We start from the raw sequence: 26,348 nt of genomic DNA on the forward strand, positions 1-26,348 counted from the left end.
ATCTCAGCCCGTCCGGCGTTTGAGGACGAGGCCCCTTCAGGGCCGAAAGGGGGGCCTGGGGGCGCAGCCCCCAGGGACGGGACGGGACGGGTAAGGGCGGCGGGGGCGAAACAACCCCCAAAAAACACCCTTCAGCGCCGAGCAACCCCCTCCGCCCGAGCCGCCGCAGCCACCGCCGCAGTCACCGCCGGAGCAACCCGCGGATCGAACGGCGACGGAATCACATAATCCGCCGCCAACTCCTCACCCACGACAGCAGCCAACGCCTCCGCCGCCGCGATCTTCATCCCCTCGGTGATCCGAGACGCCCGCACCTGCAGCGCCCCCGCGAAGATCCCCGGGAACGCCAGCACATTGTTGATCTGGTTCGGGAAGTCCGAGCGCCCGGTCGCGACGACCGCCGCGTACTTGTGCGCCACCTCGGGGTGCACCTCGGGGTCCGGGTTGGCCATCGCGAACACGAACGCGTCCTTGGCCATGGAAGCCACCGCCTCCTCCGCGACCGTACCGCCGGAGACGCCGATGAAGACGTCGGCGCCCGCGAGGGCGCTCTCCAGCGACCCGGTCACGCCGGCCTTGTTGGTCAGCTCGGCCAGCTCCCGCTTGACCGGCGTGAGGTCGTCGCGGTCGGCCGAGACGACGCCCTTGCGGTCGGCGACCGCGACATCGCCGAGCCCCGCCTCGAGGAGGAACTTCGCGATGGCGACGCCCGCCGCGCCCGCACCGGAGATGACACCCCGCAAGTCGCCGAGCTCCCGCCCGGTCAGCCGCGCCGCGTTGCGCAGGGCCGCCAGCGTCACGACCGCCGTGCCGTGCTGGTCGTCGTGGAAGACGGGGATGTCCAGCTGCTCCTGGAGCCGCCGCTCGATCTCGAAGCACCGCGGTGCCGAGATGTCCTCCAGGTTGATCCCCCCGAAGGACGGCGCCAGCCGGACGACCGTCTCGACGATCTCGTCCACGCCCGTGCAGGCCAGCGCGATCGGGACCGCGTCCACGCCGCCGAACTGCTTGAAGAGGATCGCCTTGCCCTCCATCACGGGAAGGGAGGCCTCGGGGCCGATGTCCCCGAGTCCGAGGACGGCCGTACCGTCCGTCACGACCGCGACGACCGACGACTTCCAGGTGTAGTCGTTGACGAGGTCGGGCTGCTCGGCGATGGCGGTGCACACCCGGGCCACACCTGGTGTGTACGCGAGGGACAGGTCGTCCTTGTCGCGGATCGGCACGGTGGCCTGGACGGCCATCTTGCCGCCGCGGTGCAGGGCGAACGCCGGGTCGAAGTCACCGGCGCCGCTGTCGTTTCCGATGTCGCTGCGAGGATTGACGATCTCCGCTGCCACTTGGTTTACCCCTTAAGTCTTCAAGGTTTGAGGGTGACCACTCCTGGTGAGGGGTGGGCGGGCACCGCGCAGGGCCCCGGTGAGTGATGCGCACGGGCACAAGCGCGACGGGCGCGCCGCACACGCGCCCTGGGCCCCGGATGAGGGGTGTGAAGAACCTTCTTACCGGACGGAGGACATCAGCGACGACCCCATCACGCGAAGGTCACACGTGGGCGACAGGACTCATCACCACACATGACCACATTCCCGGGCATGATCGATCAAATCAAACAGATCGATCCCATGAAACGAAGGTGCCGGAGCGCGAAAGAGAGCCGAGGCGGACGGAGTCCTCACGCGGCCGTCCATATGGGTGTACGTCCGGATGCAAGAGCCGCTCACCTGGCGAGATGCACCGGAGATCTTCCGGCCGGAAGGAATGATTCCCGTAGAAGATCCGGGAAGGTCCGGCTCTGATGCACCGACCTGACACACGACGGGGGTGGCCCGTTATCCGATTTTGACATGGCCGGTCACCTGAACGACCAAGTCCGAATGGCAAGATGCCGTAATCACACAAGGTCGCGACACTCAAAGACGCGTGCACCCGCCGACCCACCGGTAGTCCGCCTCCGGGCTGGCGCCGGCCCCCAATGGCACACCATCCACCCGCCGGAGGAACCCACCATGACCGCAAGCTCCACCCTTCGTACGACCGCCGCGCACAACCGGCTAGCCGCGGTCGGTGCGATCGCGGTCGCGGGCGCCCTGCTGCTCACCGGCTGCGGTGACCAGACCAAGGACAATGGCGGCGGCTCGGCCAGCGCCTCGACGAACTCGGCCCCGCTCGCCGCCAAGCTGCCCAAGGAGATCCGGGACAAGGGCGTCGTCAAGGTCGGCTCCGACATCGCGTACGCGCCGGTCGAGTTCAAGGACGGCTCCGGCAAGACGGTCGGCCTCGACCCCGACCTGGCCGACGCGATGGGCAAGCAGCTCGGCGTGAAGTTCGAGTTCGAGAACGGCACCTTCGACACCCTGATCACGGGCCTGCGCTCCAAGCGGTACGACATCGCCATGTCCGCGATGACCGACACCAAGGACCGCCAGGAGGGCACCGAGAACGGCAAGAAGGTCGGCGAGGGCGTCGACTTCGTCGACTACTTCACCGCCGGTGTGTCGATCTACACCAAGAAGGGCGACGATCAGGGCATCAAGACCTGGTCCGACCTGTGCGGCAAGAAGATCGCGGTACAGCGCGGCACGGTCTCCGAGGACCTCGCCAAGGCCGAGACGAAGAAGTGCACCGGCGGCAAGAAGATCGCCATCGAGTCGTACGACAACGACCAGCAGGCCCAGACCCGGGTGCGAGCGGGCGGCGCCAACGCCGGCTCCTCCGACTTCCCGGTCACGGCCTACGCGGTGAAGACCTCGGGCGGCGGCAAGGACTTCCAGGTCGTCGGCGAGCAGGTCGAGGCGGCGCCGTACGGCATCGCGGTCGCCAAGACGAACACGCAGCTGCGGGACGCCCTGCAGGCCGCGCTCGATGCGATCATCAAGAACGGCGAGTACGGCAAGGTCATCGCCAAGTGGGGCGTCGAGGACGGCGCCGTGACGTCGGCCACCGTCAACGGCGGCAAGTGACCCGGGGCTCACGGAAGCTACGGGCACTGAAAGGCAACACCCGTGACTGTTGACACCAACAAGACGACAGGACCGGCGGACACTCCCCCGGCCGGACCGGAGGCCATCAAGGCCATCCCGGTCCGGCACTACGGGCGGTACGTCTCGGCCGTCGTCGCGATCGCGCTCTTCGTCGCGATCGTCTACGCGTTCGCCCAGGGCAACATCAACTGGAGCGCCGTACCGGACTACTTCTTCGACGACCGCATCATCACGGGCGTCTGGAAGACCCTCCTGCTGACGGTTCTCTCGATGGTCATCGGCATCGTCGGCGGCATCCTGCTCGCCGTCATGCGGCTGTCGAGGAACCCGGTGACCTCGACCATCGCCTGGTTCTACATCTGGTTCTTCCGCGGCACCCCGGTCCTGGTCCAGCTCGTGGTCTGGTTCAACCTGGGCCTGGTCTTCACGTACATCAACCTCGGTCCGATCTACAAGGACTACTGGTCCAGCTTCATGACGCCGCTGCTGACGGCGCTCCTGGGCCTGGGCCTGAACGAGGCCGCCTACATGGCGGAGATCTGCCGCGCCGGCCTCCTGTCGGTCGACGAGGGCCAGACCGAGGCCTCGCAGGCCCTGGGCATGAGCCACGGCAGGACCCTGCGCCGGATCGTGATCCCGCAGGCGATGCGCGTGATCGTGCCGCCGACGGGCAACGAGGTCGTCAACATGCTGAAGACGACCTCACTGGTCTCGGTGGTCCAGTATCCGGAACTCTTCCGCTACGCCCAGGACATCGGCCAGGTGTCCGGTGCCCCGGTGGAGATGTACTTCCTCGCCGCGGCCTGGTACCTGATCCTCACCTCGATCCTCAGCGTCGGCCAGTACTACATCGAGCGGTACTACGCGCGCGGTTCCAGCCGTACGCTGCCGCCCACGCCGTTCCAGAAGATCAAGGCCAATATGTTGTCCCTCTCCGGCTACCGGCGGTGACCCCCATGACCTCAGTGGAGAAGACCGACGGCACCAGCGCCAACGCCATGGTCAAGTCCGAAGGCGTACACAAGTCCTTCGGCCTCGTCGAAGTCCTCAAGGGCATAGACCTCGAGGTGAAGTCGGGCGAGGTGTTCTGCCTCATCGGCCCCTCCGGCTCCGGCAAGTCGACGTTCCTCAGGTGCATCAACCACCTGGAGAAGGTCAACGCCGGGCGCCTGTACGTCGACGGGGAGCTGGTCGGCTACCGCCAGAAGGGCGACAAGCTGTACGAGCTGAAGGACAGCGAGGTCGCGCTGAAGCGCCGGGACATCGGCATGGTGTTCCAACGCTTCAACCTGTTCCCGCACATGACGGCGCTCGAGAACGTCATGGAGGCGCCGGTCCAGGTCAAGGGCGCCAGCAAGGCACAGGCCCGCGAACGCGCCGGGCAGCTCCTGGAGCGCGTGGGCCTGGCCGACAAGGCGGCCAACTACCCCTCGCAGCTCTCCGGCGGCCAGCAGCAGCGCGTCGCCATCGCCAGGGCCCTGGCGATGGACCCGAAGCTGATGCTGTTCGACGAGCCGACCTCGGCCCTGGACCCGGAGCTGGTCGGTGACGTCCTCGACGTCATGCGCGACCTGGCCGAGTCCGGAATGACGATGATCGTCGTCACCCACGAGATGGGCTTCGCCCGCGAGGTGGGCGACAGCCTGGTCTTCATGGACGGCGGTGTGGTCGTCGAGTCCGGCAACCCGCGCGACGTCCTGACGAACCCGCAGCACGAGCGCACGCAGTCGTTCCTGTCCAAGGTCCTCTAGGTCCTCTGGGTCCTCTGGGTCCTCTGGGTCCTCTGACGACAGCCGACATGCGCAAGGGGCGGTACGAGATCCTCGTACCGCCCCTTCCGTGTCGCCGGGCCATGCTGCCTGGCCGTGCTGCCTGGCTACTTGAGCGCGAGCAGCAACGTGTCCGAGGGTGAGCACCACACCGGACGCGCCTCCGCGAACCCCTTCTCGCGCAGCACGCGCGCGTGCCACGCGGCGGAGGGCATGTCGCCGTCGGCGTGCTCACCGTAGATCTCGAAGCGGCGGGCGGTCGGCCCGGCGAGAACCGGGTCCTGGGCGGCCAGTTGCCACCATTCGGCCCAGTCGACGGCACCGTCGTGTTTGGCCTGATCCATACGGGTGTGGCGCAGCGCGCGCTCCGCCGCGTTGATCCGGGGCGTGCTGTCGTCGATCATGTGGTCCGCGTTCATGAACAGACCGCCGTCGCGGACGACCTCCGCGATCTGGCCGTAGAGGTCCGCGAGGGGTTCGCTGTGCAGCCAGTGCAGGGCGGTGGCGGTCAGAACGGCGTCGTACGAGTCGTACGGCAGCCCGCTCGTCCACCGCGGGTCCTTGAGGTCGGCCGTGACGAAGGTGACGCGGTCGTCGCCCGCGAAGGTGCCCTCGGCGATGGCGAGGAGTGCCGGGTCGAGGTCGACGCCGGTGCTGGTCGCCTGCGGAAACCGGTCGAACAGCCGGGCCGTGATGCTTCCCGTGCCGCACGCGAGGTCGAGCACGCGTGGGGCGGGGCCGACCAGGGCCTCGACCATGTCGAGCATGACCCGGAACCGTTCCTCACGGTCCGGCATGTACCACTCCTGCTGCCGGTCCCAGCTCGTCTGCCAGGCATTCCAGTCGGTTCCGGCGTTTGTACCGGTAGTGGTGGTCATCGAAAACCCTTCCCGTCGGCCGCTCACTCGCCGGCCTTTGAACGCATGCGTAATACCCTGGAAGCAATGTCAGCCGTTACTTCCCCGCATCCACGACCATAGAGCGCCCTCGTAAGGACTACAAGTGGAACTGGCCTATTACTCGGACTACGCCGTGCGCCTCGTCAACACCGAGGAACCGGCACGCGGAAAGGACTCGCTGACCTCGATCGACGCCGTCCGCGATCTCTTCGGCGTCAACCAGCAGGCCGCCCGCCGCGCCACCGACGCCGACGTGACCCGGTTCCGCTCCGTACGGGCCAGGCTGCGCGCGGTCTTCGAGGCGGCGGACACCGGCGACGAGACGCTCTCGGTGGACCTGCTGAACTCACTCCTGCTGGAGTTCCCGGTGAGCCCGCAGATCTCCGGGCACGACTTCCGCAACGACGACGGCCGCCCGCTGTGGCACATGCACCTGGCCGACCACCCGTCGAACGCGACCGCCGGCTACGCCGCCATCGCCGCGATGGGCCTGGCCTTCCACCTCACGGAGTACGGCGTGGACCGCCTGGGCCTGTGCGAGGCGCCGCCCTGCCGCAACGCCTACCTCGACACCTCGACCAACCGTTCCCGCCGCTACTGCTCCGACCGCTGCGCGACCCGGGCCAACGTGGCCGCCTACCGCGCCCGCAAACGGCTGGAGGCCGACCGGTCCGACCCGACGAGCCTGGCGGCCGACAGCGCCCAGCGCAGCAGCGCCAGCGGCGAACGCACACCGGGCTTGAGCGGCCGGTAACGGAACCTGACCCTGCCCAGGATCAGATCGTGCGGCACGGTCCCGTAGTCGGTGCTGTCGCCGCCGGCGAAGGCGTTGTCCCCGAGCACCCACCAGCCACCCTCACGGCGCTCCGCGGCCCGCTTGACGACCAGCAGGTCCTGCTGGAACGGGTGGCGCAGGACCACGATGTCCCCGACCCTGACCCGGTTCCCGTACCGCACGACGAGGAAATCGCCGTGATACAGCGTGGGCACCATCGACGGCCCGGTCACGGCGACCCATCCGAAGAGCTTCGCGACCCCTGCGCGCCCGCTCTCGTGTTCGCTCCCGTGTTCGCTCTCCTGTGACAGCTCCGGCATCCCGGCACCTCCCCGGTTCCATCCTCCACCAGTCCCAGTCTGGCCCCCTACTTTTGTCCTAAGCCCATGGGGGCACTCGCGAAAACCCCTCTCTCAGGGAGTAATGTCCAACCTGAGAAGACGATCACGAGGAAGGAACGCTCCATGCTTTCCCGCCTGTTTGCCCCCAAGGTCAAGGTCAGCGCACACTGCGACCTGCCCTGCGGTGTGTACGACCCGGCCCAGGCCCGCATCGAGGCGGAGTCGGTGAAGGCCGTGCAGGACAAGATGGCAGCCAACGACGACCCGCACTTCCAGGCGCGCGCCACCGTCATCAAGGAGCAGCGCGCAGAGCTCGCCAAGCACCACGTGTCGGTCCTGTGGAGCGACTACTTCAAGCCGCCGCACTTCGAGAAGTACCCGGAGCTGCACCAGCTGGTCAACGACGCCCTGAAGGCCCTCTCGGCCGCCAAGGCGTCCACCGACCCGGCGACGGGCCAGAAGGCGCTGGACTACATCGCCCAGATCGACAAGATCTTCTGGGAGACGAAGAAGGCCTGATGCGAGGCCTCCGTGAGAAGGGCCGGTCGACATCCGACCGGCCCTTCTCGCTGCCCGCATGTCCCCGCCCACCGCTCAGCTGTTCGGCGACGATGCCCGGCAAGGTCGTCACGCGGCGTCGGTCCGGTCGGTGGCGGCGGGGTGTTCAGACGTCGTCGTCGTCCTCCCCCGCCTCCCGCAGGTTCGCCGCCGCACCGACGATGCTCGGGTCCGGGCTGCCGACGACCTCCTCGTCCTTGCCGGTGTAGTCGAAGCGGGCCAGGACGCTGCGCATCGCCTCCACCCGCGCGCGCTTCTTGTCGTTGCTCTTCACCACCGTCCAGGGAGCCTGTTCGGTGTCCGTCGCGCGGAACATGGCGACCTTGGCCGCCGTGTAGTCGTCCCAGCGGTCCAGGGAGGCGAGGTCCATGGGGCTCAGCTTCCACTGTCTTACGGGGTCGACCTGGCGGATCGTGAAACGGGTGCGCTGTTCGCTCTGGGAGACCGAGAACCAGAACTTGATCAGGTCGACGCCGTCATCGACGAGCATGCGTTCGAACAGCGGGGCCTGGCGGGTGAAGCGGCGGTACTCGTCGTCCGTACAGAAGCCCATGACCCGTTCCACGCCGGCCCTGTTGTACCAGGAGCGGTCGAAGAGGACTATCTCGCCGGCGGTCGGAAGGTGTTCCACGTACCGCTGGAAGTACCACTGGCCGCGTTCGCGTTCGGTGGGCTTCTCCAGGGCCACCACGCGGGCGCCGCGCGGGTTGAGGTGCTCCGTGAAGCGCTTGATCGTGCCGCCTTTTCCGGCCGCGTCCCGGCCCTCGAAGACGACGACCAGCCGACGGCCGGACTTCTTGATCCAGCTCTGCAGCTTCAGCAGTTCGATCTGCTGGAGCCGCTTGTGCAGTTCGTACTCCTTGCGCTCCATGCGCTCGGAGTACGGGTAGTTCTCCCGCCAGGTCTCGACCGGACTGCCGTCGGGCTGGATGAGGACGGGCTCGTCGTAGTCGCTGTAGTCGACCTTCAGTCCGGACATCAGTGGTGTCATACCGTCGGCCTCCTTGGCATCAACATCTATATCCGGATCTATATGCAGATGTATATATCTACATCTGGATCCGTGGTTTCAAGCGTTCAGTGGAACTGCGGCACGATCAGGTAGATGCCGTACGCGACCACCGCCGCGCACGCCAGGAAGCACAGCCCGGCCTGCGTGAACCCAAGAGCCTGGGTACCCTCACCATTCTCACGCGCACCTTCGACCCGGGCGAGTCCGAGGACACCGAGGGCGAAGACGACGACCACGGCGACGGTGACCCCGAGGCTCACCGCGGTGACCTGGCCCAGTGCGTTCCAGTCCAGCTTCATTTCGGTTCTCCCTCGCTCACGCGGCCGTACCGACGCTTGCCGGCGCCGTCGACTTGATGCTGACCTCGTGGGTGTCGTTGACGTTGTGCGCGTCCACCGGGTTGCGGCGCGCGGCCAGGACGATGCCCGCCGCGACAGCGACGGCGACCAGCGCGACGACCACGGTGCCGAAGTCACCGCCGTACCGGACCGCGCCCGCGGAGACCCCGCCGACCAGCGCGGCGGCGGGCAGGGTGATCAGCCACGCCATCACCATGCGGCCCGCGACACCCCAGCGCACCTCCGCCAGCCGCCTGCCCAGACCCGCGCCCAGGATGCTGCCCGAGGCCACCTGCGTGGTGGACAGGGCGAAGCCGAGGTGGGCGGAGGTGAGGATGACGGCCGTGGACGCCGTCTCGGCGGCGAAGCCCTGCGGCGACTGGATCTCGGTCAGGCCCTTGCCCATGGTCCGGATGATCCGCCAGCCGCCCAGATAGGTGCCGAGGCCGATCGCGAGACCCGCCGAGGCGATCACCCACACCGGCGGGCCGGCGTCATGGCCGACCGCGCCCACGGAGATCAGGGTCAGGGTGATGACGCCCATGGTCTTCTGCGCGTCGTTCGTGCCGTGCGCGAGGGAGACGAGGGAGGCGGAGGCGATCTGACCGGCCCGGAATCCCTTGGTCACCGAGTCCTTGCGGGCGCGGGCCGTGAGCCTGTAGGCGAGGTACGTGGCGATCAGGGCCGCGATGCCGGCCACCAGCGGCGAGGCGAGCGCCGGGATCAGCACCTTCTCGACGACCTTGGTGAAGTGCACACCGTCGGCGCCCGCGCCCACCCACACCGCGCCGATCAGCCCGCCGAACAAGGCGTGCGAGGAACTCGACGGCAGCCCCACCAGCCAGGTCATCAGGTTCCACAGGATCGCCCCGACCAGCCCCGCGAAGATCATCCCCGGGGTGACGAGGGTGTCGTCGACGATGCCACCGGAGATCGTCTTCGCGACCTCGGTGGACAGGAACGCGCCGACGACGTTCAGGGCGCCACCGATCAAAACCGCTGTTCTCGGTTTCAGGGCGCCGGTGGCGATGGACGTGGCCATCGCATTGGCCGTGTCGTGGAATCCGTTGGTGAAGTCGAAGGCCAGGGCCGTCACGATGACGACCGCCACCAGGAACGTGATGTGATCCATGGACGCGATGGAAGCAAGCGCAGGCGTATTCGCGACGAACTCCGGGCAAAGCCTGTCTCTGGAAAAAACGCAGGTGCAGTGACCAACCGCCCCTCTACGATCGCCGGATGAGCACTGGCACTGGCATCGGCACCGGCACCGGCACCGGCCCAGGTATCGGCATCCGCTGGACCTACGCCTTCATCGACCGGCCCGCCGGACTCCTCCACCCCGCCCAGGCCTTCTGGACCGCCGTCACGGCCACCCGCCTGTCCGAAACCCGGGGTGAGCAGGGCGAGTTCGTGACCCTGCTGCCGGGCGAGGGCGACGCCTGCGTCAAGGTCCAGGGGGTGGACTCCGGGGAGGGCGGCGCCCATCTCGACTTCGCCGTCGAGGACGTCGACGGCTTCGTCGCGTCGGCGACGGCGCTCGGGGCGGCGGTCGTCGGTGCGCATACGGGGTGGGCCGTACTGCGGTCCCCCGCCGGTCAGTTGTTCTGTGCCGTGCCCTGGCACGGGGAGGCGGTACGGCCCGCCGTGGTGGACGGCAGCCGCCTCGACCAGGTGGCCATCGACATCCCGTCCGCCGCGTACGCCACGGAAGTCGCCTTCTGGGAGCGCCTCACCGCCTGGGACTCCCTCGCCGGCTCACTCCCGGAGTTCCACGTCCTGCGGCCCCCGGCCGGCCTCCCGATCCGCATCCTCCTGCACTGCCTGGGCACCGAGCGGCCCGCCGCCTCCGCCCACCTGGACCTGGCCTGCGCCGACCTCGGCGAGACCCGCGCCCGCCACGAACGGCTGGGCGCCACGGCCGTCGCCCCCTTCCCCCACTGGACGGTCATGCGCGACCCGGCGGGCGGCACGTACTGCCTCACGGGCCGCGACCCCGAGACGGGCGGGCTGCCGAAGCCGACGACGACGGACGATCCCGCCTAGCGCAGGGTCGCGTACGCACACACCACGATCGTCCTGGGCGTCTCCTCGGGCGCCTCAGAAGCCCGCAGCGTCGGCGGGCACTTGTCCTCCATGTCCTCCACGTCCCCCCTCAGCAGCGGTGCCGGGTCGCCGTCGTCCGTCCTGTGCCGGCCGGACGGCTCCGGCGGCTCCGCCGAGTCCCGCAGCCACAGCGTGAGCCCGCCCCCGACGGCCACGGCGATCACCCACACGAGCACGGCCCGCCGCCACGCCCCGCGGCTCACGCCCACGCCTCGACGTCCACCACCGCGGCCACCGGGATCGGCCCGTACACGTGCGGGAACTCCTCGCCGCCCGGCTCCGGGGCCTCGTACCTCAGAGGTGCGTCGAGCCGCGCGGGGTCAACGACCAGCACCACCAGGTCGTCGGGGCCGTCATAGGAGCCGTACAGGAAGGCTGCCACCGTGGGGAGTTGGGCGCGGGTCGAGCAGTGGATGAAGCCCTCCTGCTGGAGGGTGCGGCCACGCGTCGACATCTCGTACGTGCCTCGCGCGCGGGCCTCGTCCCAGAGGGCGCGTTCGGTGAGGTGGAGTATGTGCGGCAGTTCTGACATGAACCCAACCTACGGGCCGGGCGCTCACAGGTCCCCGGCACCGTCCAGGACAGGCCGGATCTCCACGGGGCGCGGCGGTACGCCGTCCGGTACCGGGCAGCGAGTGACGCGGGCGGCGATCTCGGTGACCCGCTCCAGGCTCGCGCACTCCAGAAGCCAGTAGCCGGCCATCAGCTCCTCGGTCTCGCCGTACGGACCGTCGGCGATCACCACGCCGCCGTCCCTGCCTGCGGAGACGTGCCGGATTTGTGCTGGTTCGGCCAGACCGTTCGCGTCGAGGAACTCGCCGGTCTCGGCGAGTTCCGCATTGATCGCACCCATGTACGCGTACATGATCTGCAGATCCTCATCGGTCCAGGTCGGCCCGTCCGGGGCGCCCTTGCCGCTCTGCGCGTCGTAGTCCTCCTGCGTCCCCCGCACCATCACCAGGTACTTCATGACCGCTCCTTCGGCTCGGACCGCGCCGATCGGGCGGTTCGCGCAGAGCCGTCCTCTGCCTCGGCTCCCGGATCGACGTACGCCTCGCACGCGGCGTTCCGGCACGGCCCGGCGACCCACGTCGGTACCCATGCGCCCAGCGTCTTGTGCCGTCGCACCACCGAGGCGACATGCTGTCCGCAGACGGGACAGTCGTACTCTTCCCTGCCCATGCCTTCAGCGTAGGGCGGGAGCGACCGGGCCGCTCCCCGCCGGCTCAGGCTTTCTGCCGGCTCAGCGCTTTCTGCTGTACGTACGCACGAGCACCCCGTTCTTGAACGGGCGCAACTCGTCGAGAACGAACTCCGACACGTCGAAGCCGGACCCGAACATCGGCATGCCGGTGCCGAGGACGATCGGGTACGTCTTGATGACGAGCTCGTCGATCTCGTCGATCAGCTCACCCGCGAGCCGCGAACCACCGCACAGATAGATGTCCCGCTCACCCTCTTCCGCCTTGAGCTCGCGGACCCTGGCGACCAGGTGGTCGGCGATGATCTCGACGTGCGGGTCGGGCGACTCCAGGGTCCGCGAGGCGACGTACTCGCGCAGGTGTACGTACGGGCTGGTGACGCCCTCCTTCAGGGCCACCTCGTAGCTGGCCCGGCCCTGGACGACCGTGTCGAATCGGCGGTTGGGGAGGTCGTCGATGCCGAGGGCCCGGCGGCCCCCGGTCGAGATGGTCTCGGGGTACTCGGTCCTCAGGAACTCCAGGAACTGCTCGTCGACGAAGGGATACATGAAGGAGGCGTCGCCGCCCTCGTCCCCGATGAAGCCGTCGATCGAGCAGGCGACGAAGTAGGTGAGCTTTCGCAAGCTGGACTCTTTTCGCAGGTTCACAGGTTCGCGGGTGTACGGGGTCGCAGGCGTGCGGGACGGAGGCTCCGGGCCGGGGGTCAGGCCGAGGGCTCGCGCCACATGGGCCACATCGGGGGGCCGTCCGGGAGGTCGAGGGGGCGGTCGAGGAGGTCGAAACCGAGCCGCTCGTACAGCTTGCGGCTGCCGACGTTGCTCGCCTCCAGATAGGCGGCCACTCCCTCACGGTCACAGCGGTCCAGGACCTGCTGGACGAGGGCGGTGCCCAGGCCTCTCCCCTGGCTGTCCGGTGCTACGGCGATCAGCCACAGATACTCGTGGGCGCTCCCGGAGGGGTGGATACCGGACGTGAGTCGCCCGATCAGCTCGACGCGCTCGTTGCCGGGTTCGACGGCCTCGCGCAACTGGACGGCGTCGTCACCCTGTTCCTCTTCGTCGGGGTGGGCGTCGGCGGGGACGGACAGCCACAGGGCACACGCCGAGCCGTCCTCGGTGAGGTCGACGCGGCCTTCGGACAGCACGATGTCGAGGATGGCGGCCATCATCCTGGGATGCGTCGCACGGCGGTGCGCCGGGTCGGGGAAGACCCAGGCGCTCACCGGATCCTCTTGGAAAGCCTCGTCCAGCAACTGGACGAGCAGCTCCCGGTCGCTCTCTCCCGCCGTACGTATCGCCACATCCACGCCCCGCCCCCTTTGTCTCAACCGCCCTTGATCGTGCGGCGGTTGAGCCTAACGGGTGCGCGAAGTGCGACGGGGGCCCGCACACCGTGGGGATGTGCGGGACCCGCCACCCGGAACGCCGCGACGAGACGAGACGTACGGAGTCAGGGCCGTACGCCTCACCACGGGTGGCACCGGGGCATCAGGTGGTGCGGCGGGTCACGAACTCGGCCAGGGACAGCAGACCGCCCGCCGCCTCCGGATCGGGGACCGCGCGGGACAGTTCGTGTATCGCGCGGGCCATCCGGTCGGCCGCCTGGAGCTGCGCCCAGTCCCGGCCGCCCGCCCGCTCGACGGCGAGCACCGTCCGCTCCAGCGCCCCTTCCTGCCTCTCGTCGTACGGAACTCCGTACAACTCGGCCAGTTCGGCGGCCGCCGGCGTGCCGGAGGCCAGTGCGGCGACCACCGGCAGGGACTTCTTGCGGGCGACCAGATCCGCCCCGGCCGGCTTGCCGGTGCGGGTCGGGTCCCCCCATATCCCGATCACGTCGTCGATGAGCTGAAAGGCGAGCCCGGCCTCCCGGCCGAACGCGTCCATCGCCTCGACGTCCGCTGCCGACCCGCCCGCGTACAGCGCGCCGAGGGCACAGGCGCAGCCGAGCAGCGCGCCCGTCTTGGCCTCGGCCATGAGGAGACACTCATCGAGGGTGACCTCACCGGGGTCCCGTTTCTCCATGGCCGTGTCCGCGTGCTGCCCCTCGCACAGCTCGATGACACAGGACGCGAGCCTGGCGGCGGCCGTGGCGGCCGCCGGGTGCGGGTCCTCGGCGAGCAGCCGCAGCGCCAGGGCCTGCATGGCGTCCCCGGCGAGGATCGCGTCGGCGTCGCCGAACACGGTCCACGCGGTGGGCCGGTGTCTGCGGGTGGTGTCCCGGTCCATGACGTCGTCGTGCAGCAGGGTGAAGTTGTGGATCAGCTCCACCGCCGCGGCCGCCCGTACTGCTGTCTCCCGTCGGCCGCCGAGAGCCGCGGCCGCGGTCAGCACGAGTGCGGGGCGGATCGCCTTGCCCGCGTTGCCCGCCGCCGGGCTGCCGTCCGCGTCCTCCCACCCGAAGTGGTAGAGCGCGACGCGTCGCATGGCCCCGGGCAGCGACTCGATCGCCGCCCGCAATGCGGGATCGACCATGGTCCTGGCCTGCTCGAGGATGAGAGCGGCGTCCTGGCCGTCCGACCCGCCGGACACCGTCCGCTCCGCCCCCCGCCCCTTCCCCCGTGCAGATACGGGGGAGGGGACCTGGCCTGCGCGCCTTGTGCCCACGGTCGGCCGTTCCCCTGCCACGGACTCCGGCAGTCCTTCCGAAGGGCTTTCCGCCGGACCGCCGACGGGGTTCCGCCTCTCCGGATCCAGAGTCTCGATGGTCTCGGCCGGGCCGTGGGCCCTGGTCATCGCCAGCGACCGATCTCGACGTTCTCCAGCACGCCGAGGGCGTCCGGCACCAGGACGGCCGCCGAGTAGTAGGCCGTCACCAGGTAGTTGATGACCGCCTGTTCGTTGATGCCCATGAACCGCACGGAGAGGCTGGGCTCGATCTCGTCCGGGATGCCGGCCTGCTGGAGCCCGATGACCCCCTGCTCGGCCTCGCCGGTACGCATGGCGATGATCGAGGTCGTACGGGCCTCGCTGACCGGGATCTTGTTGCACGGGAAGATCGGGACACCGCGCCAGGTGGGGATGCGGTTGCCGCTCATGTCGATCGTCTCGGGCACGAGCCCGCGCTTGTTCAGCTCGCGGCCGATCGCGGAGATCGCGCGCGGATGGGCGAGCAGGAACTTGGTTCCCCGCCGCCTGCTGAGCAGTTCGTCCAGGTCGTCGGGGCTGGGTACGCCGTCGTGCGGCTGGATCCGCTGGTCGTACTCGCAGTTGCTGAGCAGCCCGAACTCCCGGTTGTTGATGAGTTCGTGCTCCTGGCGCTCCTTCAGTGCCTCGACCGTGAGCCGGAGCTGCTGCTCGGTCTGGTTCATCGGCTGGTTGTAGAGGTCGGCCACCCGGGAGTGGATACGCAGCACGGTCTGGGCGATGCTCAGTTCGTACTCACGGGGCCTGGCCTCGTAGTCGACGAACGTGCGCGGGATGTCCGGCTCGCCGCTGTGACCGGCCGCGAGGTCGATCTCCTTCTCGCCGTACCGGTTGGCGTGCTGTTCCGGGATCGCGCTCAGTGCCTGGAGGTGCGCGCGCAGCGAGTCGGACCGCTCGGCGACCTGCTCGAAGTGCGAACGGGAGAGTGTCAGCACGACACACGTGGTGACCGCTCGAGCCGTGTACTCCCACAGGGCGTCGGGGTCGATCAGCGCCTGATCGCCGAAGTAGGCGCCGTCGGCCAGCATGCCGAGTTCGGCGTCGTCCCCGTACGGGCCCGTGCCGATCTTCTCGACCTTGCCGTGGGCCAGCAGGAACACCTCGTCGTTCGTGCTGCCGAAGGAGGCGATCTCCGAGCCGGGCGCGAACTCCCGCTGCTGGCAGCGCCGGGCGAGCTCGGCGAACACCTCCTCGTCCTCGTAGGTCCGCAGTGCCGGCAACTCGGACAGTTCAGCGGGGACCACTTCCACACGGTCACCGGTCTTCACGAACGTCAGACGGCCGTCTCCCACGGAGTAGGTGAGCCGCCGGTTCACACGGTATGCGCCACCCTGCACGTTCACCCACGGAAGCATCCGCAGCAGCCAGCGCGAGCTGATCTCCTGCATCTGGGGTACGGATTTGGTGGTGGTGGCCAGGTTCCGCGCGGCCGATGTGCCAAGACTCTGCTGAGGCTTGTCCTGCTCCGTGCGGATCTCTTCGCCTACCGACATAAAGAACTGCCCTCCCGATAAAACACGTAACGCGCCGACGCGTCGGTCCCCATGGGTCCGTCCGCGTCGGACGCCTGCACGCACCAGCCTTCCTCACCGAACGTGCCAGTGCTATTACACGAATGAGCGGGAATGGATCATCCCCAGAGTGGGCACATAGGGGTTCTTCGCCACCTCGTTCGACCGGCCGAACCGGAAATGACCCGTATGGGGAACTCCAAGATCGGGGCGGGCGTTTGAGCCACTGACGGACGACGAACGGGAGACACCGATGGCAGGCTTTCTGGACCGCGCCAAGGAACAGGCACAGCGCGGCCTGACGCAGGGCAAGCAGAAGCTCGACGAGGTACAGGCGCAGCGGGCCGGCAGCGACCTGCTCAAGAAATTGGGCGCGGCGTACTACGCGGAGCGGCGCGGCAGCGGTTCGCCCGACGCGACGCAGCGGGCCCTGCAGGCCCTGGAGAGCCACATCGCGGTGAACGGGGACGCGTTCCTGCGTCAGTGACGGCCCAAGACGCCTATCGGCGTCGCTGACCGGATCGGCTCGCACGCCGTACGAACGGTTCGCTCCTGACCGTCGGATTCCGGTACAAGCTGCGGTACGAGGCGGTCACGACCGGTGACCGTCGCGCAGCGCGAAGGAGACGGTCATGGCCCCACCCATGTCCGCGGGCAGCTTCCTCGAGCGGCTCAGGGAGGAAGGCGTCACCGTCGTTGAGGTCGGCGACTGGGCCCACCACAACCGCAATCACAAGGGTCCCTGGGGCCCTGTCCACGGCGTGATGATCCATCACACGGTGACCAGGGGCAGCGAACGCACGGTGGGACTCTGCCGCGAGGGGTACGCCGCGTTGCCCGGCCCCCTGTGTCACGGCGTCATCACCAAGGACGGCCACGTCCACCTGGTCGGCTACGGCAGGGCCAACCACGCGGGTCTTGGGGACGACGACGTTCTGCGCGCGGTGATCGCGCAGAAGGCGCTTCCGCTGGACAACGAGGCGAATACTGACGGCAACCGGCACTTCTACGGCTTCGAGTGCGAAAACCTCGGGGACGGTGAGGATCCGTGGCCTCAGGTGCAGCTCGACGCGATCGAGAAGGTCGCCGCGGCGCTGTGCCGTCACCATGGCTGGACGGAACGGTCGGTCATCGGGCACCTCGAATGGCAGCCCGGCAAGGTCGATCCGCGGGGGTTCAGTATGCGGTGGCTCAGAGGGAGGGTGCGGGATCGCCTGAAGTAACGGGGATTCTCGCCCCCGCCGCCCTTACCCGTCCCATCCCTGGGGCTGCCGCCCCAGACCCCGCTGTCGGCCCTGAACGGGCCTCGTCCTCAAACGCCGGACGGGCTGAGAGGCCTGGGCCTGGGCCTGATAAAAGCAGCAAACGGGCGGGTGGGCGGGAAACACGACCTGGGCTGGAGGAGCCTCGTCCTCAAACGCCGGACGGGCTGGGATACCGGGCCTGGGCTGGATAGAAACGGCAAACGGGTGAGCGGGGTGGGAGACACGACCTGGCTGGAGGAGCCTTACCTGGGAGGGCTGGGCGTTGCGGACGGTCCGGGCAGCCCCGGTTGCAGAATGGAACCGTGTCCCTCCCCAGCCCCCTTCAGGAACTCTCCGAACCCCGCCTCGCCCGCCACGGCCTCCGTCTGCTTCTGAAGCGGGACGATCTGGTGCACCCTGATCTGATCGGCAACAAGTGGCGCAAGCTGGTCCCCAACCTTGAAGCCTCCGGCGGGCGTCCGATCCTCACCTTCGGGGGCGCCTACTCCAACCACCTGCGCGCCACAGCCACCGCCGGCCGCCTCCTGGGCGTGCCCACGGTGGGTGTGGTCCGCGGTCAGGAACTCGCGGACCGCCCCCTCAACCCCTCCCTCGCCCACTGCGCGGCGAACGGCATGCGCCTGCACTTCGTCGACAGGTCGACGTACCGGCACAAGGCCGACCCCGAGACCCTCGCCGCCATCCGCCGGGCGGCGGGCGGCGACGCCGAGGACGCGTACGTCGTCCCGGAGGGCGGCAGCAACGTACTCGCCGTACGCGGCTGCCAGGCCCTCGGCGAGGAACTGCGCGGCCACGCCGACGTCGTCGCGGTCGCCTGCGGCACCGGTGGCACCCTCGCGGGACTCGCCGCAGGTCTCGCCCCCGAGCAGCGCGCCCTCGGCGTCCCGGTCCTCAAGGGGAGCTTCCTGGACGCGGAGATACGGGCCCTCCAGGACCTCGCCTTCGGCGGGCCCCGCGGCTCCTGGACCCTCGACCACCGTTTCCACTTCGGCGGCTACGCCCGTACGCCCCCCGAACTGCACGCCTTCGCCGACGACTTCGAGGCCCGTCACGACGTACCCGTGGAACGTCTCTATGTCGCCAAGATGCTGTACGGACTTGTCGCCCTGGCGGAGGCGGGAGCGTTCGCGAACGGGACCACGATCGCGGCGGTGGTCACGGGCCGGCCGTTCCCGTAGCCGGCCGAGGACAGCTGCCAGCCGCCTATTCCGTCTCCCGGAACGCCGCCGCCTCCTCGAGGTCCAGCCGTCGCAGCAGCGTCCGCAGCATCTCGTCGTCGATGTGGCGCCCGTCGCGCAGCCGCACGAAGACCTCCCGTTCCGTGCTGATCATCTCCCTGGACAGCCGCCGGTACGTGTCGTCCACCGTCTCGCCGCTGACGGGGTTGACCGAGCCCAGACGTTCCCAGACGGCGTTCTGGCGGCGTTCCAGCACCGAGCGCAGCCGATCGGCCAGCGGGGGCGGCAGTGCGTTGCTTTCGTCGTCCAGCAGGCCCTGGAGGCGCTGCTGGGCCGCCCTGGACGCCTGCGCCTGGGCGTTCGCCTCCGCAAGCGTCTCGGCCTGCGCGTCCCGCCCGGGCAGCTTCAGCAGCCGGATCAGCGGGGGCACGGTCAGGCCCTGGACGACCAGCGTGCCGATGACCGTCGTGAAGGTCAGGAAGAGGATCAGGTTCCGTTCCGGGAACGGCTCGCCGCCCTCCACCGTGAGCGGGATCGAGAAGGCGATGGCCAGCGAGACGACCCCCCGCATCCCGGCCCAGGAGATGACGAACGCGCCCTTCCAGGTCGGGTTCGGCTCCCGTTCCCTGATCCGCGCCGACAGCAGCCGGGGCACGAACGTCCCCGGGTACACCCAGGCGAACCGGGCGAGGACGACCACGAGGAAGACGGCGAAGGCGTACCAGGCGGCGTCGACACCCTCGTACGCCCCGAGGCCCTTCAGGACGACCGGCAGTTGCAGCCCGATCAGGGCGAAGACCGCCGATTCGAGAACGAAGGCGACCATTTTCCAGACCGCCTCCTCCTGGAGACGGGTCGCGAAGTCGACCTCCCACGCGCGATGTCCCAGATAAAGCGCCACGACCACCACCGCGAGGACCCCGGAGGCATGCACCGCTTCGGCGACGGCGTACGCCGCGAACGGGATGAGCAGGGACAGCGTGTTCTGCAGCAGCGCTTCCCGCAGGTGAGTGCGCAGCCAGTGGATCGGCACCATCAGGATCAGCCCGATCCCGATGCCGCCGACCGCCGCGCGCAGGAACTCACCTATCCCGCCCGCCCAGGTCGCGCCCGCTCCCACGGCCGCCGCGAGGGCGACGCGGTACGCGGTGATCGCGGTGGCGTCGTTCACCAGGGACTCGCCCTGGAGGACGGTGGTGACCCGCGACGGCAGCCCGACCCGGCGGGCGACCGCCGTGGCCGCGACGGCGTCCGGCGGTGCCACGACCGCGCCGAGCACCAGCGCGGCGGGCAGCGGCAGCCCGGGCACGATCAGATAGGCGGCCCAGCCGACGACGAGCGTCGCGAAGAGCACGTAGCCCACCGACAGCAGTGCCACGGGTCGCAGTTGCGCGCGCAGATCGAGGTACGAGCTGTCGACGGCGGCCGTGTACAGCAGTGGGGGCAGCATCAGCGGCAGGACGACATGCGGGTCGAGGGCGTAGTCGGGCACCCCGGGGACGTACGAGAAGACGAGGCCGGCCGCGACCAGCAGCAGCGGGGGCGGGACGGGGGTGCGGCGGGCCGCTGCGGCAATGGCGGCGCTGCCCGCGACCAGCAGGAGCAGTGGCATCACATGCATCGGTTTCGGCCCACTCTCGTCTCCCCCACCCTGGTTCTTCGCGCTCTCCGGCTTTCCGCGCGGCTTTCCGCACAGCCGTCGTAACCTGGCAATCATGAAACAGTGCACGCATGCCGACGCGCTGCCGCTCCCGGAACCAGAGCCCAAGAACGAGACCTGTCCGGAGTGCCTGGCGGCCGGTACCCACCCGGTGCAGTTGCGCCTGTGTCTGGACTGTGGCCATGTCGGCTGCTGCGACACCTCGCCGATGCGCCACGCGACACAGCACCACAAGGAAACGGGGCACCCGGTGATGCGGACCTTTGAACCCGGCGAGAGCTGGCGCTGGTGCTTCGTCGATCACGTTCTCGTCTGAACGCGGAAACCGTACATCGGTGCGTCCGCGGCTCCGCACCCGCGTGAGCAGGGGCATTGGTGACCGAGGGCGTACTCGTGTGACTCTGGATCCGGACGGTTCGACCGTCTGACGTCTGGGTACGTCAACCCGGCGCGCGCTCTTCCCAATTGGGCCCGCAGACCCCTAGCCACTGTGCGTATACATAGGTTTACTATGAGTGACAGCAAGGGGCTGGGGTCCCGGGGACAGGAAAGTCCAGGGCGCGGTAGCGTCACCGCTGAACCACGTACGCGTTACCCGGGGGGCGACCCTCGGCCCCCGAAAGAGCTTGTACCACCTTGGAGGTGAGGGTGTCCCAGTTCGCAGGCGAGCCCGCGACCCAGGACTTCGTAGAAGTCCGGCTGCCGGCCGCGGGTGCCTACCTGTCGGTGCTGCGTACGGCCACGGCCGGACTCGCGGCCCGTTTGGACTTCACCCTCGACGAGATCGAGGACCTGCGCATCGCAGTGGACGAGGCCTGCGCGATCCTGCTTCAGCAGGCCGTGCCCGGCTCCGTACTCAGCTGTGTGTTCCGGCTGATCGACGACTCCCTGGAGGTCACGGTCTCCGCCCCGACCACGGACGGTCACGCCCCCGCGCGCGACACCTTCGCCTGGACCGTCCTGTCGGCCCTCGCGGGCCAGGTCGACTCGACCGTCGCCGAGGACAAGACCGTGTCGATCAGTCTCTACAAGAAGCGCGGCGCGGGACCCGGGCCGGCGTGAGGAACGGGGACGGGCCGGTGCGGGACGAAGAACGCGGCACACGGGAGCTGCCCGCGGCGGGCAGCGGTGGCCCGGACGGGCCACGGGACATGGCGGACGCCGGCTCCGGCGTCGCCGGTATCTCCGGCATCCCCGAGCAGGCCCGGCCGCACCCGGAGGACGACTCCTCGGAGGCCGGCTTCATGGACGACGGGCAGCTGGATCGGGATGGTGCCGTGCAGAGTGCGCCCCTGGAAGGGCCAAGTGAGGTCTCCCCTGTGCGCGCCGACGCGCGGACCGGGGGAGGGTCGACGGGCGGGACGATGAGCGAGCACGAACGAGACGACGCGCAGGGCGCACAACGGACGGTGCAGGCCACACACCACTCTCCGACGGACCGCAGTGGGGCGCGCGCGCTCTTCTACGAGCTGCGCGCACTGCCGGACGGCAGCGTCGAGTACGCGGAGCTGCGCAACCGGCTGGTCCGTATGCACCTCCCGCTGGTCGAGCACCTCGCGCGCCGCTTCCGCAATCGCGGTGAGCCGTTGGACGACCTGACCCAGGTCGCGACCATCGGTCTGATCAAGTCGGTCGACCGCTTCGACCCGGACCGCGGCGTCGAGTTCTCGACGTACGCGACCCCGACGGTCGTCGGTGAGATCAAGCGGCACTTCCGGGACAAGGGCTGGGCGGTCCGGGTCCCGCGCAGGCTCCAGGAGCTGCGCCTCTCGCTCACCACGGCGACGGCGGAGCTCTCGCAGCTCCACGGCCGCTCCCCCACGGTCCACGAGCTGGCCGAGAAACTGGGCATCTCGGAGGAGGAGGTCCTGGAGGGCCTGGAGTCGGCCAACGCCTACTCCACGCTGTCCCTGGACGTGCCCGACACGGACGACGAGTCCCCGGCGGTCGCGGACACGCTGGGCTCGGAGGACGAGGCGCTGGAGGGCGTCGAGTACCGCGAGTCGCTCAAGCCGCTCCTCGAGGATCTCCCGCCCCGGGAGAAGCGGATCCTGCTGCTGCGTTTCTTCGGCAACATGACCCAGTCGCAGATCGCGCAGGAGGTCGGCATCTCCCAGATGCACGTCTCCCGTCTACTGGCCCGGACCCTGGCCCAGCTGCGGGAGAAGCTGCTGGTCGAGGAGTAGGAGCAACCCTTACGGGCTTACTCCTGTGCGCGGCCGGGCCCCCGGATCCCGAGGGCCCGGGTCGTCTCCTGGTTCACCAGCAGCACCAGTGCGGTGACCGCCACGACACCCAGCGCGATTCCGCCGGGAATGGCCATGCTGTCGGCCTGGAGCAGGTTGAAGGCGACGGGCAGCGCCATGATCTGGGTGATGACGGCGGGCCCCCGGCTCCAGCCGCGCCGCCCCAGCAGCCCGCGCGCGGCGAGCAGCGGCAGCAGCGCGAGCACGATCAGCGTGACGCCGCCGGTGACGGCCTGCTGCCGGTCGTCCGGATCGCCTGTCATCCCTCGTACGAGGATGAAGGCCCCGCCGACCACCAGGGCGAGTCCCTCCAGGGCGGCGAGTACGGCCGCCGCGGTCAGCCGCAGGGGACGCGGCCCCGTCGAGTCGAGGGTTTCGGGGGCGGGTGTCTGCTCAGCGCTCACCCCTGAAGGGTAGCCCTGGGTGCGGAGCGCTTCGGGGGGCGTGCGGTCCTTCACCCGCGACCCGGTGCGCGCTGGTTCGCGCCCCTCATTCCTTACTGATCCCTCACCTGCCTTAGGGCGGGGTACCACCCAGTAGGTACCCTGCTTCGCATGCGTGCACTTCTCGTGGTCAATCCGGCGGCTACCACCACAAGCGCACGTACGCGCGATGTGCTGACCCACGCTCTCGCGAGCGAGATGAAACTCGAGGCGGTCACCACCGAGTACCGGGGCCACGCGCGGGACCTCGGCCGGCAGGCGGCGGACAGCGAGGACATCGACCTGGTGGTCGCCCTCGGCGGCGACGGGACGGTCAACGAGGTCGTGAACGGCCTCCTGCACAACGGACCCGACCCGGACCAACTGCCCCGCCTCGCCGTGGTCCCCGGCGGCTCCACGAACGTCTTCGCGCGCGCCCTCGGTCTGCCCAACGACGCCGTGGAGGCCACCGGTGTCCTCCTGGACGCCCTGCGCGAGGAGCGCGAGCGCACGGTGGGCCTCGGTGTCGCGAAGGGCACCCCGGGCACCGAGGACGAGTCCGTGCCGGAGCGCTGGTTCACGTTCTGTGCCGGCCTGGGATTCGACGCCGGTGTGATCGGCCGGGTGGAACAACAGCGGGAACGGGGACGGAAATCCACACATTCCCTTTACCTGCGTCAGGTTCTGCGCCAATTTCTGGGTGAGGCGAATCCCCGGCACGGCATGATCACCCTCGAGCGGCCCGACGCGGACCCGGTGACGGATCTGGTGCTGTCCATAGTCTGCAACACGTCCCCTTGGACGTATCTGGGCAATCGTCCGGTGTACGCGTCGCCTAAGGCTTCGTTCGATACCGGGCTCGACGTACTCGGTCTCAGTCGTATGTCGACGGGTGCGGTTGCCCGGTATGGGGTGCAGTTGCTCACTTCGTCCCCCGAGCGGGGACCCCAGGGCAGGCATGCCACCTCCCTGCATGACCTGACGGACTTCACCTTGCATTCGAAGGTTCCCCTGCCCCTCCAGATGGACGGCGACCACCTGGGACTGCGAACGAGCGTGACGTTCACAGGCGTACGCCGTGCACTGCGTGTGATTGTGTGAGCGGAACGGGCTAAAGTCCTTCCACTCGAACGTTTAGGCCAGGGTCCACCCCATGGAAGTACGGCTGTGACTGAGCCGACACCGAGGAATCAAAAAAAACTTTCCGGTAGGGGTTGTATCCGCCGCTGAGGTTTGCGAGTCTCTAAGTGGCGCTCGGGACGGCCCGCAACACCGGCCACCACAGAGAGCCAGAACCCCTCCTCACTTCAACAGGACCACATCAGTCCATCTGATGATCGGCCCTTCACTTGTTGAGGGATTCGTGAAAGCGTTCACATTCACAAGCAACGTGCATGTAATACCAAGGAGAGGTAGCAGCCATGGACTGGCGTCACAACGCCGTTTGCCGCGAGGAAGACCCCGAGCTCTTCTTCCCCATCGGCAACACCGGTCCTGCGCTGCTGCAGATCGAGGAAGCCAAGGCCGTCTGCCGCCGCTGCCCCGTAATGGAGCAGTGCCTGCAGTGGGCGCTTGAGTCCGGCCAGGACTCCGGCGTCTGGGGTGGTCTCAGCGAGGACGAGCGCCGTGCCATGAAGCGTCGCGCCGCCCGCAACCGGGCCCGCCAGGCAACCGCCTGACAACCCACCCCGCTAACAGCCTGAGCTTGGCGGCGCGTACAGCGAGTACGCATCTCCCGCCCCCGAGCCGCAGCGCGCAGTACCCGATGCGCATAGCATCAGCGCGAACAAGCATATGAGCCCCGGACCGTTCCATGGTCCGGGGCTCATCGCTGTGCCGGGTCCGAGTCCGGTGCGCGGACTACGGACCACGGACTACTTGCTGGCGCGCACCGGGATGTCGAGGATCACCTGCGTACCCCGCTCGGGCGCCGGCACCATGTCGAACGTGCCGCCCAACTCCCCCTCCACCAGCGTCCGTACGATCTGCAGGCCGAGGTTGCCCGAGCGGTGCGGGTCGAAGCCCTCGGGGAGACCGACGCCGTCGTCCTGGACGGTCACGAGGAGGCGGGACTCCTTGGTCGTGCCGCCGCGGACCGCCGAGACCTCGACGGAGCCGGTGTCGCCCGGTCCGAAGCCGTGTTCCAGGGCGTTCTGCAGGATCTCGGTCAGCACCATGGAGAGCGGGGTGGCGACCTCCGCGTCCAGAATGCCGAAGCGCCCGGTGCGCCGGGCGGTGACCGCGCCCGGCGAGATCTCGGAGACCATCGCGAGGACACGGTCGGCGATCTCGTCGAACTCCACGCGTTCGTCCAGGTTCTGGGAGAGCGTCTCGTGCACGATCGCGATGGAGCCCACCCGCCGTACGGCTTCTTCCAAAGCCTCGCGCCCGCGCTCCGACTCGATACGCCGGGCCTGGAGGCGCAACAGGGCGGCCACCGTCTGGAGGTTGTTCTTGACGCGGTGGTGAATCTCCCGGATGGTCGCGTCCTTGGTGATCAACTCGCGCTCGCGGCGGCGCAGTTCGGTGACGTCTCGGAGCAGGACGAGTGAACCGATGCGGGTGCCCTTGGGCTTGAGGGGGATGGCGCGGAACTGAATGACCCCTTCGGGGGACTCGATCTCGAACTCGCGTGGCGCCCAGCCGCTGGCGACCTTGGAGAGCGCCTCGTCCACCGGCCCCCTGGACGGGGCGAGTTCGGCCGTGGTCACGCCCAGGTGATGGCCGACGAGGTCGGAGGCGAGGCCGAGACGGTGGTACGCGGACAGCGCGTTGGGCGAGGCGTACTGGACGATGCCGTCGGCGTCGAGCCGGATCAGTCCGTCGCCGACCCGCGGCGAGGCGTCCATGTCGACCACCTGGTTCGAGGAGGGGAACGATCCGGCGGCGATCATCTGGGCCAGGTCGGAGGCGCTCTGGAGATACGTCAGCTCCAGGCGGCTCGGGGTCCGGACGGTGAGGAGGTTGGTGTTGCGGGCGATGACCCCGAGGACGCGCCCTTCCCTGCGCACCGGGATCGACTCGACGCGCACGGGGACCTCTTCGCGCCATTGCGGGTCGCCCTCGCGCACGATCCGGCCCTCGTCCAGGGCGGCGTCCAGCAGGGGGCGGCGGCCACGGGGGACGAGGTGGCCGACCATGTCGTCCTGGTACGAGGTCGGGCCCGTGTTCGGCCGCATCTGGGCGACCGAGACGTAGCGCGTGCCGTCGCGGGTGGGAACCCACAGGACGAGGTCGGCGAAGGACAGGTCGGAGAGCAGTTGCCACTCCGACACCAGCAGGTGCAGCCACTCCAGGTCGGAGTCACTGAGCGCGGTGTGCTGGCGTACGAGTTCGTTCATGGAGGGCACGTGTGCGAGCGTACCCGCCGGTTCGGACATGGCCGGAAACCGCGGCTGGCGGAAGGGCTCGAAGAGGCCCGGAAACACCCGCGGGCCGCG

At 69.0% G+C, this 26,348-nt stretch carries 30 protein-coding genes; 14 read left to right on the forward strand and 16 right to left on the reverse strand.

Features of this window, described 5'->3' with window-relative positions; translation table 11 throughout:
* Positions 1-131: 131 nt before the first annotated feature.
* Positions 132-1,340 (reverse strand): NAD(P)-dependent malic enzyme, encoded by a 1,209-nt coding sequence (locus ADL01_RS26255; protein ID WP_053744497.1) that lies wholly within the window; start codon positions 1,338-1,340, stop codon positions 132-134.
* Between the two features lie 669 nt (positions 1,341-2,009).
* On the opposite strand from ADL01_RS26255, the gene ADL01_RS26260 reads away from it, so the two are divergent.
* From ADL01_RS26260 to ADL01_RS26270, 3 genes are read left to right on the forward strand one after another with little or no spacing between them, the layout of a single operon-like run.
* The gene (locus ADL01_RS26260; RefSeq protein WP_053744498.1) at positions 2,010-2,963 is read left to right on the forward strand and encodes an ABC transporter substrate-binding protein; all 954 of its coding nucleotides are present in this window, start codon (positions 2,010-2,012) and stop codon (positions 2,961-2,963) included.
* A 42-nt stretch (positions 2,964-3,005) separates the two neighbouring features.
* Positions 3,006-3,935, forward strand: a complete 930-nt coding sequence (locus ADL01_RS26265) for an amino acid ABC transporter permease (RefSeq protein ID WP_053744499.1) — start codon at positions 3,006-3,008, stop codon at positions 3,933-3,935.
* 47 nt (positions 3,936-3,982) lie between these two features.
* The gene (locus ADL01_RS26270; RefSeq protein WP_053744547.1) at positions 3,983-4,735 is read left to right on the forward strand and encodes an amino acid ABC transporter ATP-binding protein; all 753 of its coding nucleotides are present in this window, start codon (positions 3,983-3,985) and stop codon (positions 4,733-4,735) included.
* 125 nt (positions 4,736-4,860) lie between these two features.
* On the opposite strand, the gene ADL01_RS26275 is transcribed toward ADL01_RS26270, so the two are convergent.
* Positions 4,861-5,631 carry a class I SAM-dependent methyltransferase gene (locus ADL01_RS26275; RefSeq protein ID WP_053744500.1) on the reverse strand — a complete coding sequence of 257 codons (771 nt, stop codon included), beginning with the start codon at positions 5,629-5,631 and terminating at the stop codon, positions 4,861-4,863.
* Positions 5,632-5,755: 124 nt separating this feature from the next.
* Between ADL01_RS26275 and ADL01_RS26280 the strand changes: the two genes are divergently transcribed.
* Positions 5,756-6,406: a CGNR zinc finger domain-containing protein gene (locus ADL01_RS26280; protein ID WP_053744501.1), complete on the forward strand. Its 651-nt coding sequence runs from the start codon at positions 5,756-5,758 to the stop codon at positions 6,404-6,406.
* On the opposite strand, the gene sodX is transcribed toward ADL01_RS26280, so the two are convergent.
* Positions 6,289-6,747 (reverse strand): nickel-type superoxide dismutase maturation protease, encoded by a 459-nt coding sequence (gene sodX / locus ADL01_RS42570; RefSeq protein WP_078960760.1) that lies wholly within the window; start codon positions 6,745-6,747, stop codon positions 6,289-6,291. The two genes, ADL01_RS26280 and sodX, sit on opposite strands and share 118 nt — an antisense overlap.
* Before the next feature lie 144 nt (positions 6,748-6,891).
* On the opposite strand from sodX, the gene sodN reads away from it, so the two are divergent.
* Positions 6,892-7,287, forward strand: a complete 396-nt coding sequence (gene sodN / locus ADL01_RS26290) for a superoxide dismutase, Ni (protein WP_005480378.1) — start codon at positions 6,892-6,894, stop codon at positions 7,285-7,287.
* 145 nt (positions 7,288-7,432) lie between these two features.
* Here sodN and ppk2 read toward each other — a convergent pair whose 3' ends face one another.
* The 3 genes from ppk2 to ADL01_RS26305 form a co-directional block, all read right to left on the reverse strand.
* On the reverse strand, positions 7,433-8,317 hold the full coding sequence (gene ppk2 / locus ADL01_RS26295) for a polyphosphate kinase 2 (RefSeq protein WP_053744503.1): 885 nt from the start codon (positions 8,315-8,317) through the stop codon (positions 7,433-7,435).
* A gap of 86 nt (positions 8,318-8,403) precedes the next feature.
* A complete protein-coding gene (locus tag ADL01_RS26300) occupies positions 8,404-8,637 on the reverse strand; it encodes a hypothetical protein (RefSeq protein WP_053744504.1) in 234 nt (77 codons plus the stop codon).
* A gap of 16 nt (positions 8,638-8,653) precedes the next feature.
* Complete coding sequence (locus ADL01_RS26305) at positions 8,654-9,808, reverse strand: inorganic phosphate transporter (RefSeq protein ID WP_053744505.1); 1,155 nt, start codon at positions 9,806-9,808, stop codon at positions 8,654-8,656.
* Between the two features lie 107 nt (positions 9,809-9,915).
* Between ADL01_RS26305 and ADL01_RS26310 the strand changes: the two genes are divergently transcribed.
* Positions 9,916-10,722 carry a VOC family protein gene (locus ADL01_RS26310; protein ID WP_053744506.1) on the forward strand — a complete coding sequence of 269 codons (807 nt, stop codon included), beginning with the start codon at positions 9,916-9,918 and terminating at the stop codon, positions 10,720-10,722.
* On the opposite strand, the gene ADL01_RS26315 is transcribed toward ADL01_RS26310, so the two are convergent.
* From ADL01_RS26315 to ADL01_RS26345, 7 genes are all read right to left on the reverse strand, one after another.
* On the reverse strand, positions 10,719-10,985 hold the full coding sequence (locus ADL01_RS26315) for a hypothetical protein (RefSeq protein ID WP_234354795.1): 267 nt from the start codon (positions 10,983-10,985) through the stop codon (positions 10,719-10,721). The two genes, ADL01_RS26310 and ADL01_RS26315, sit on opposite strands and share 4 nt — an antisense overlap.
* Entirely contained in the window at positions 10,982-11,314 is a 333-nt protein-coding gene (locus ADL01_RS26320) for a DUF952 domain-containing protein (protein WP_053744508.1), read from the reverse strand. The genes ADL01_RS26315 and ADL01_RS26320 overlap by 4 nt, the downstream gene beginning before the upstream one ends.
* A 24-nt stretch (positions 11,315-11,338) precedes the next feature.
* Complete coding sequence (locus ADL01_RS26325; protein ID WP_053744509.1) at positions 11,339-11,752, reverse strand: YciI family protein; 414 nt, start codon at positions 11,750-11,752, stop codon at positions 11,339-11,341.
* A gap of 273 nt (positions 11,753-12,025) precedes the next feature.
* On the reverse strand, positions 12,026-12,607 hold the full coding sequence (locus ADL01_RS26330) for a dihydrofolate reductase family protein (protein WP_053744548.1): 582 nt from the start codon (positions 12,605-12,607) through the stop codon (positions 12,026-12,028).
* An 80-nt stretch (positions 12,608-12,687) separates the two neighbouring features.
* Positions 12,688-13,290, reverse strand: a complete 603-nt coding sequence (locus ADL01_RS26335; protein WP_053744510.1) for a GNAT family N-acetyltransferase — start codon at positions 13,288-13,290, stop codon at positions 12,688-12,690.
* Positions 13,291-13,471: 181 nt separating this feature from the next.
* Positions 13,472-14,716: a family 2 encapsulin nanocompartment cargo protein polyprenyl transferase gene (locus ADL01_RS26340; protein ID WP_420719739.1), complete on the reverse strand. Its 1,245-nt coding sequence runs from the start codon at positions 14,714-14,716 to the stop codon at positions 13,472-13,474.
* The gene (locus ADL01_RS26345) at positions 14,713-16,119 is read right to left on the reverse strand and encodes a family 2B encapsulin nanocompartment shell protein (RefSeq protein WP_053744511.1); all 1,407 of its coding nucleotides are present in this window, start codon (positions 16,117-16,119) and stop codon (positions 14,713-14,715) included. Before ADL01_RS26345 ends, ADL01_RS26340 begins: the two co-directional genes overlap by 4 nt.
* Before the next feature lie 271 nt (positions 16,120-16,390).
* Here ADL01_RS26345 and ADL01_RS26350 point away from each other — a divergent pair, with 271 nt between their 5' ends.
* The 3 genes from ADL01_RS26350 (at position 16,391) to ADL01_RS26360 (ending at position 18,580) form a co-directional block, all read left to right on the forward strand.
* The gene (locus ADL01_RS26350; protein ID WP_053744512.1) at positions 16,391-16,624 is read left to right on the forward strand and encodes a hypothetical protein; all 234 of its coding nucleotides are present in this window, start codon (positions 16,391-16,393) and stop codon (positions 16,622-16,624) included.
* 145 nt (positions 16,625-16,769) lie between these two features.
* On the forward strand, positions 16,770-17,360 hold the full coding sequence (locus ADL01_RS26355; protein WP_078960761.1) for an N-acetylmuramoyl-L-alanine amidase: 591 nt from the start codon (positions 16,770-16,772) through the stop codon (positions 17,358-17,360).
* 344 nt (positions 17,361-17,704) lie between these two features.
* Entirely contained in the window at positions 17,705-18,580 is an 876-nt protein-coding gene (locus ADL01_RS26360; protein ID WP_078960762.1) for a 1-aminocyclopropane-1-carboxylate deaminase/D-cysteine desulfhydrase, read from the forward strand.
* A gap of 25 nt (positions 18,581-18,605) precedes the next feature.
* Here the strand turns inward: ADL01_RS26360 and ADL01_RS26365 are convergent, their stop codons facing one another.
* Positions 18,606-20,201 (reverse strand): Na+/H+ antiporter, encoded by a 1,596-nt coding sequence (locus ADL01_RS26365; RefSeq protein ID WP_053744515.1) that lies wholly within the window; start codon positions 20,199-20,201, stop codon positions 18,606-18,608.
* A 94-nt stretch (positions 20,202-20,295) separates the two neighbouring features.
* On the opposite strand from ADL01_RS26365, the gene ADL01_RS26370 reads away from it, so the two are divergent.
* The 3 genes from ADL01_RS26370 (at position 20,296) to ADL01_RS26380 (ending at position 22,426) form a co-directional block, all read left to right on the forward strand.
* The gene (locus ADL01_RS26370; RefSeq protein ID WP_053744516.1) at positions 20,296-20,556 is read left to right on the forward strand and encodes a UBP-type zinc finger domain-containing protein; all 261 of its coding nucleotides are present in this window, start codon (positions 20,296-20,298) and stop codon (positions 20,554-20,556) included.
* A gap of 332 nt (positions 20,557-20,888) precedes the next feature.
* The gene (locus ADL01_RS26375; RefSeq protein WP_053744517.1) at positions 20,889-21,302 is read left to right on the forward strand and encodes an anti-sigma regulatory factor; all 414 of its coding nucleotides are present in this window, start codon (positions 20,889-20,891) and stop codon (positions 21,300-21,302) included.
* Positions 21,299-22,426: an RNA polymerase sigma factor SigF gene (locus ADL01_RS26380; protein ID WP_078960763.1), complete on the forward strand. Its 1,128-nt coding sequence runs from the start codon at positions 21,299-21,301 to the stop codon at positions 22,424-22,426. The genes ADL01_RS26375 and ADL01_RS26380 overlap by 4 nt, the downstream gene beginning before the upstream one ends.
* 17 nt (positions 22,427-22,443) lie before the next feature.
* Here ADL01_RS26380 and ADL01_RS26385 read toward each other — a convergent pair whose 3' ends face one another.
* Positions 22,444-22,890 carry a hypothetical protein gene (locus ADL01_RS26385; RefSeq protein ID WP_053744551.1) on the reverse strand — a complete coding sequence of 149 codons (447 nt, stop codon included), beginning with the start codon at positions 22,888-22,890 and terminating at the stop codon, positions 22,444-22,446.
* Between the two features lie 150 nt (positions 22,891-23,040).
* Here ADL01_RS26385 and ADL01_RS26390 point away from each other — a divergent pair, with 150 nt between their 5' ends.
* Positions 23,041-24,009 (forward strand): diacylglycerol/lipid kinase family protein, encoded by a 969-nt coding sequence (locus ADL01_RS26390; protein ID WP_053744518.1) that lies wholly within the window; start codon positions 23,041-23,043, stop codon positions 24,007-24,009.
* A gap of 320 nt (positions 24,010-24,329) precedes the next feature.
* Positions 24,330-24,587: a WhiB family transcriptional regulator gene (locus ADL01_RS26395; protein WP_006380970.1), complete on the forward strand. Its 258-nt coding sequence runs from the start codon at positions 24,330-24,332 to the stop codon at positions 24,585-24,587.
* A gap of 195 nt (positions 24,588-24,782) precedes the next feature.
* On the opposite strand, the gene ADL01_RS26400 is transcribed toward ADL01_RS26395, so the two are convergent.
* The gene (locus ADL01_RS26400) at positions 24,783-26,258 is read right to left on the reverse strand and encodes a sensor histidine kinase (protein WP_199834930.1); all 1,476 of its coding nucleotides are present in this window, start codon (positions 26,256-26,258) and stop codon (positions 24,783-24,785) included.
* Between the last annotated feature and the right edge of the window lie 90 nt (positions 26,259-26,348).

It is taken from the genome of Streptomyces sp. NRRL WC-3618 (assembly GCF_001280005.1).
Taxonomy (GTDB): Bacteria; Actinomycetota; Actinomycetes; order Streptomycetales; family Streptomycetaceae; genus Streptomyces.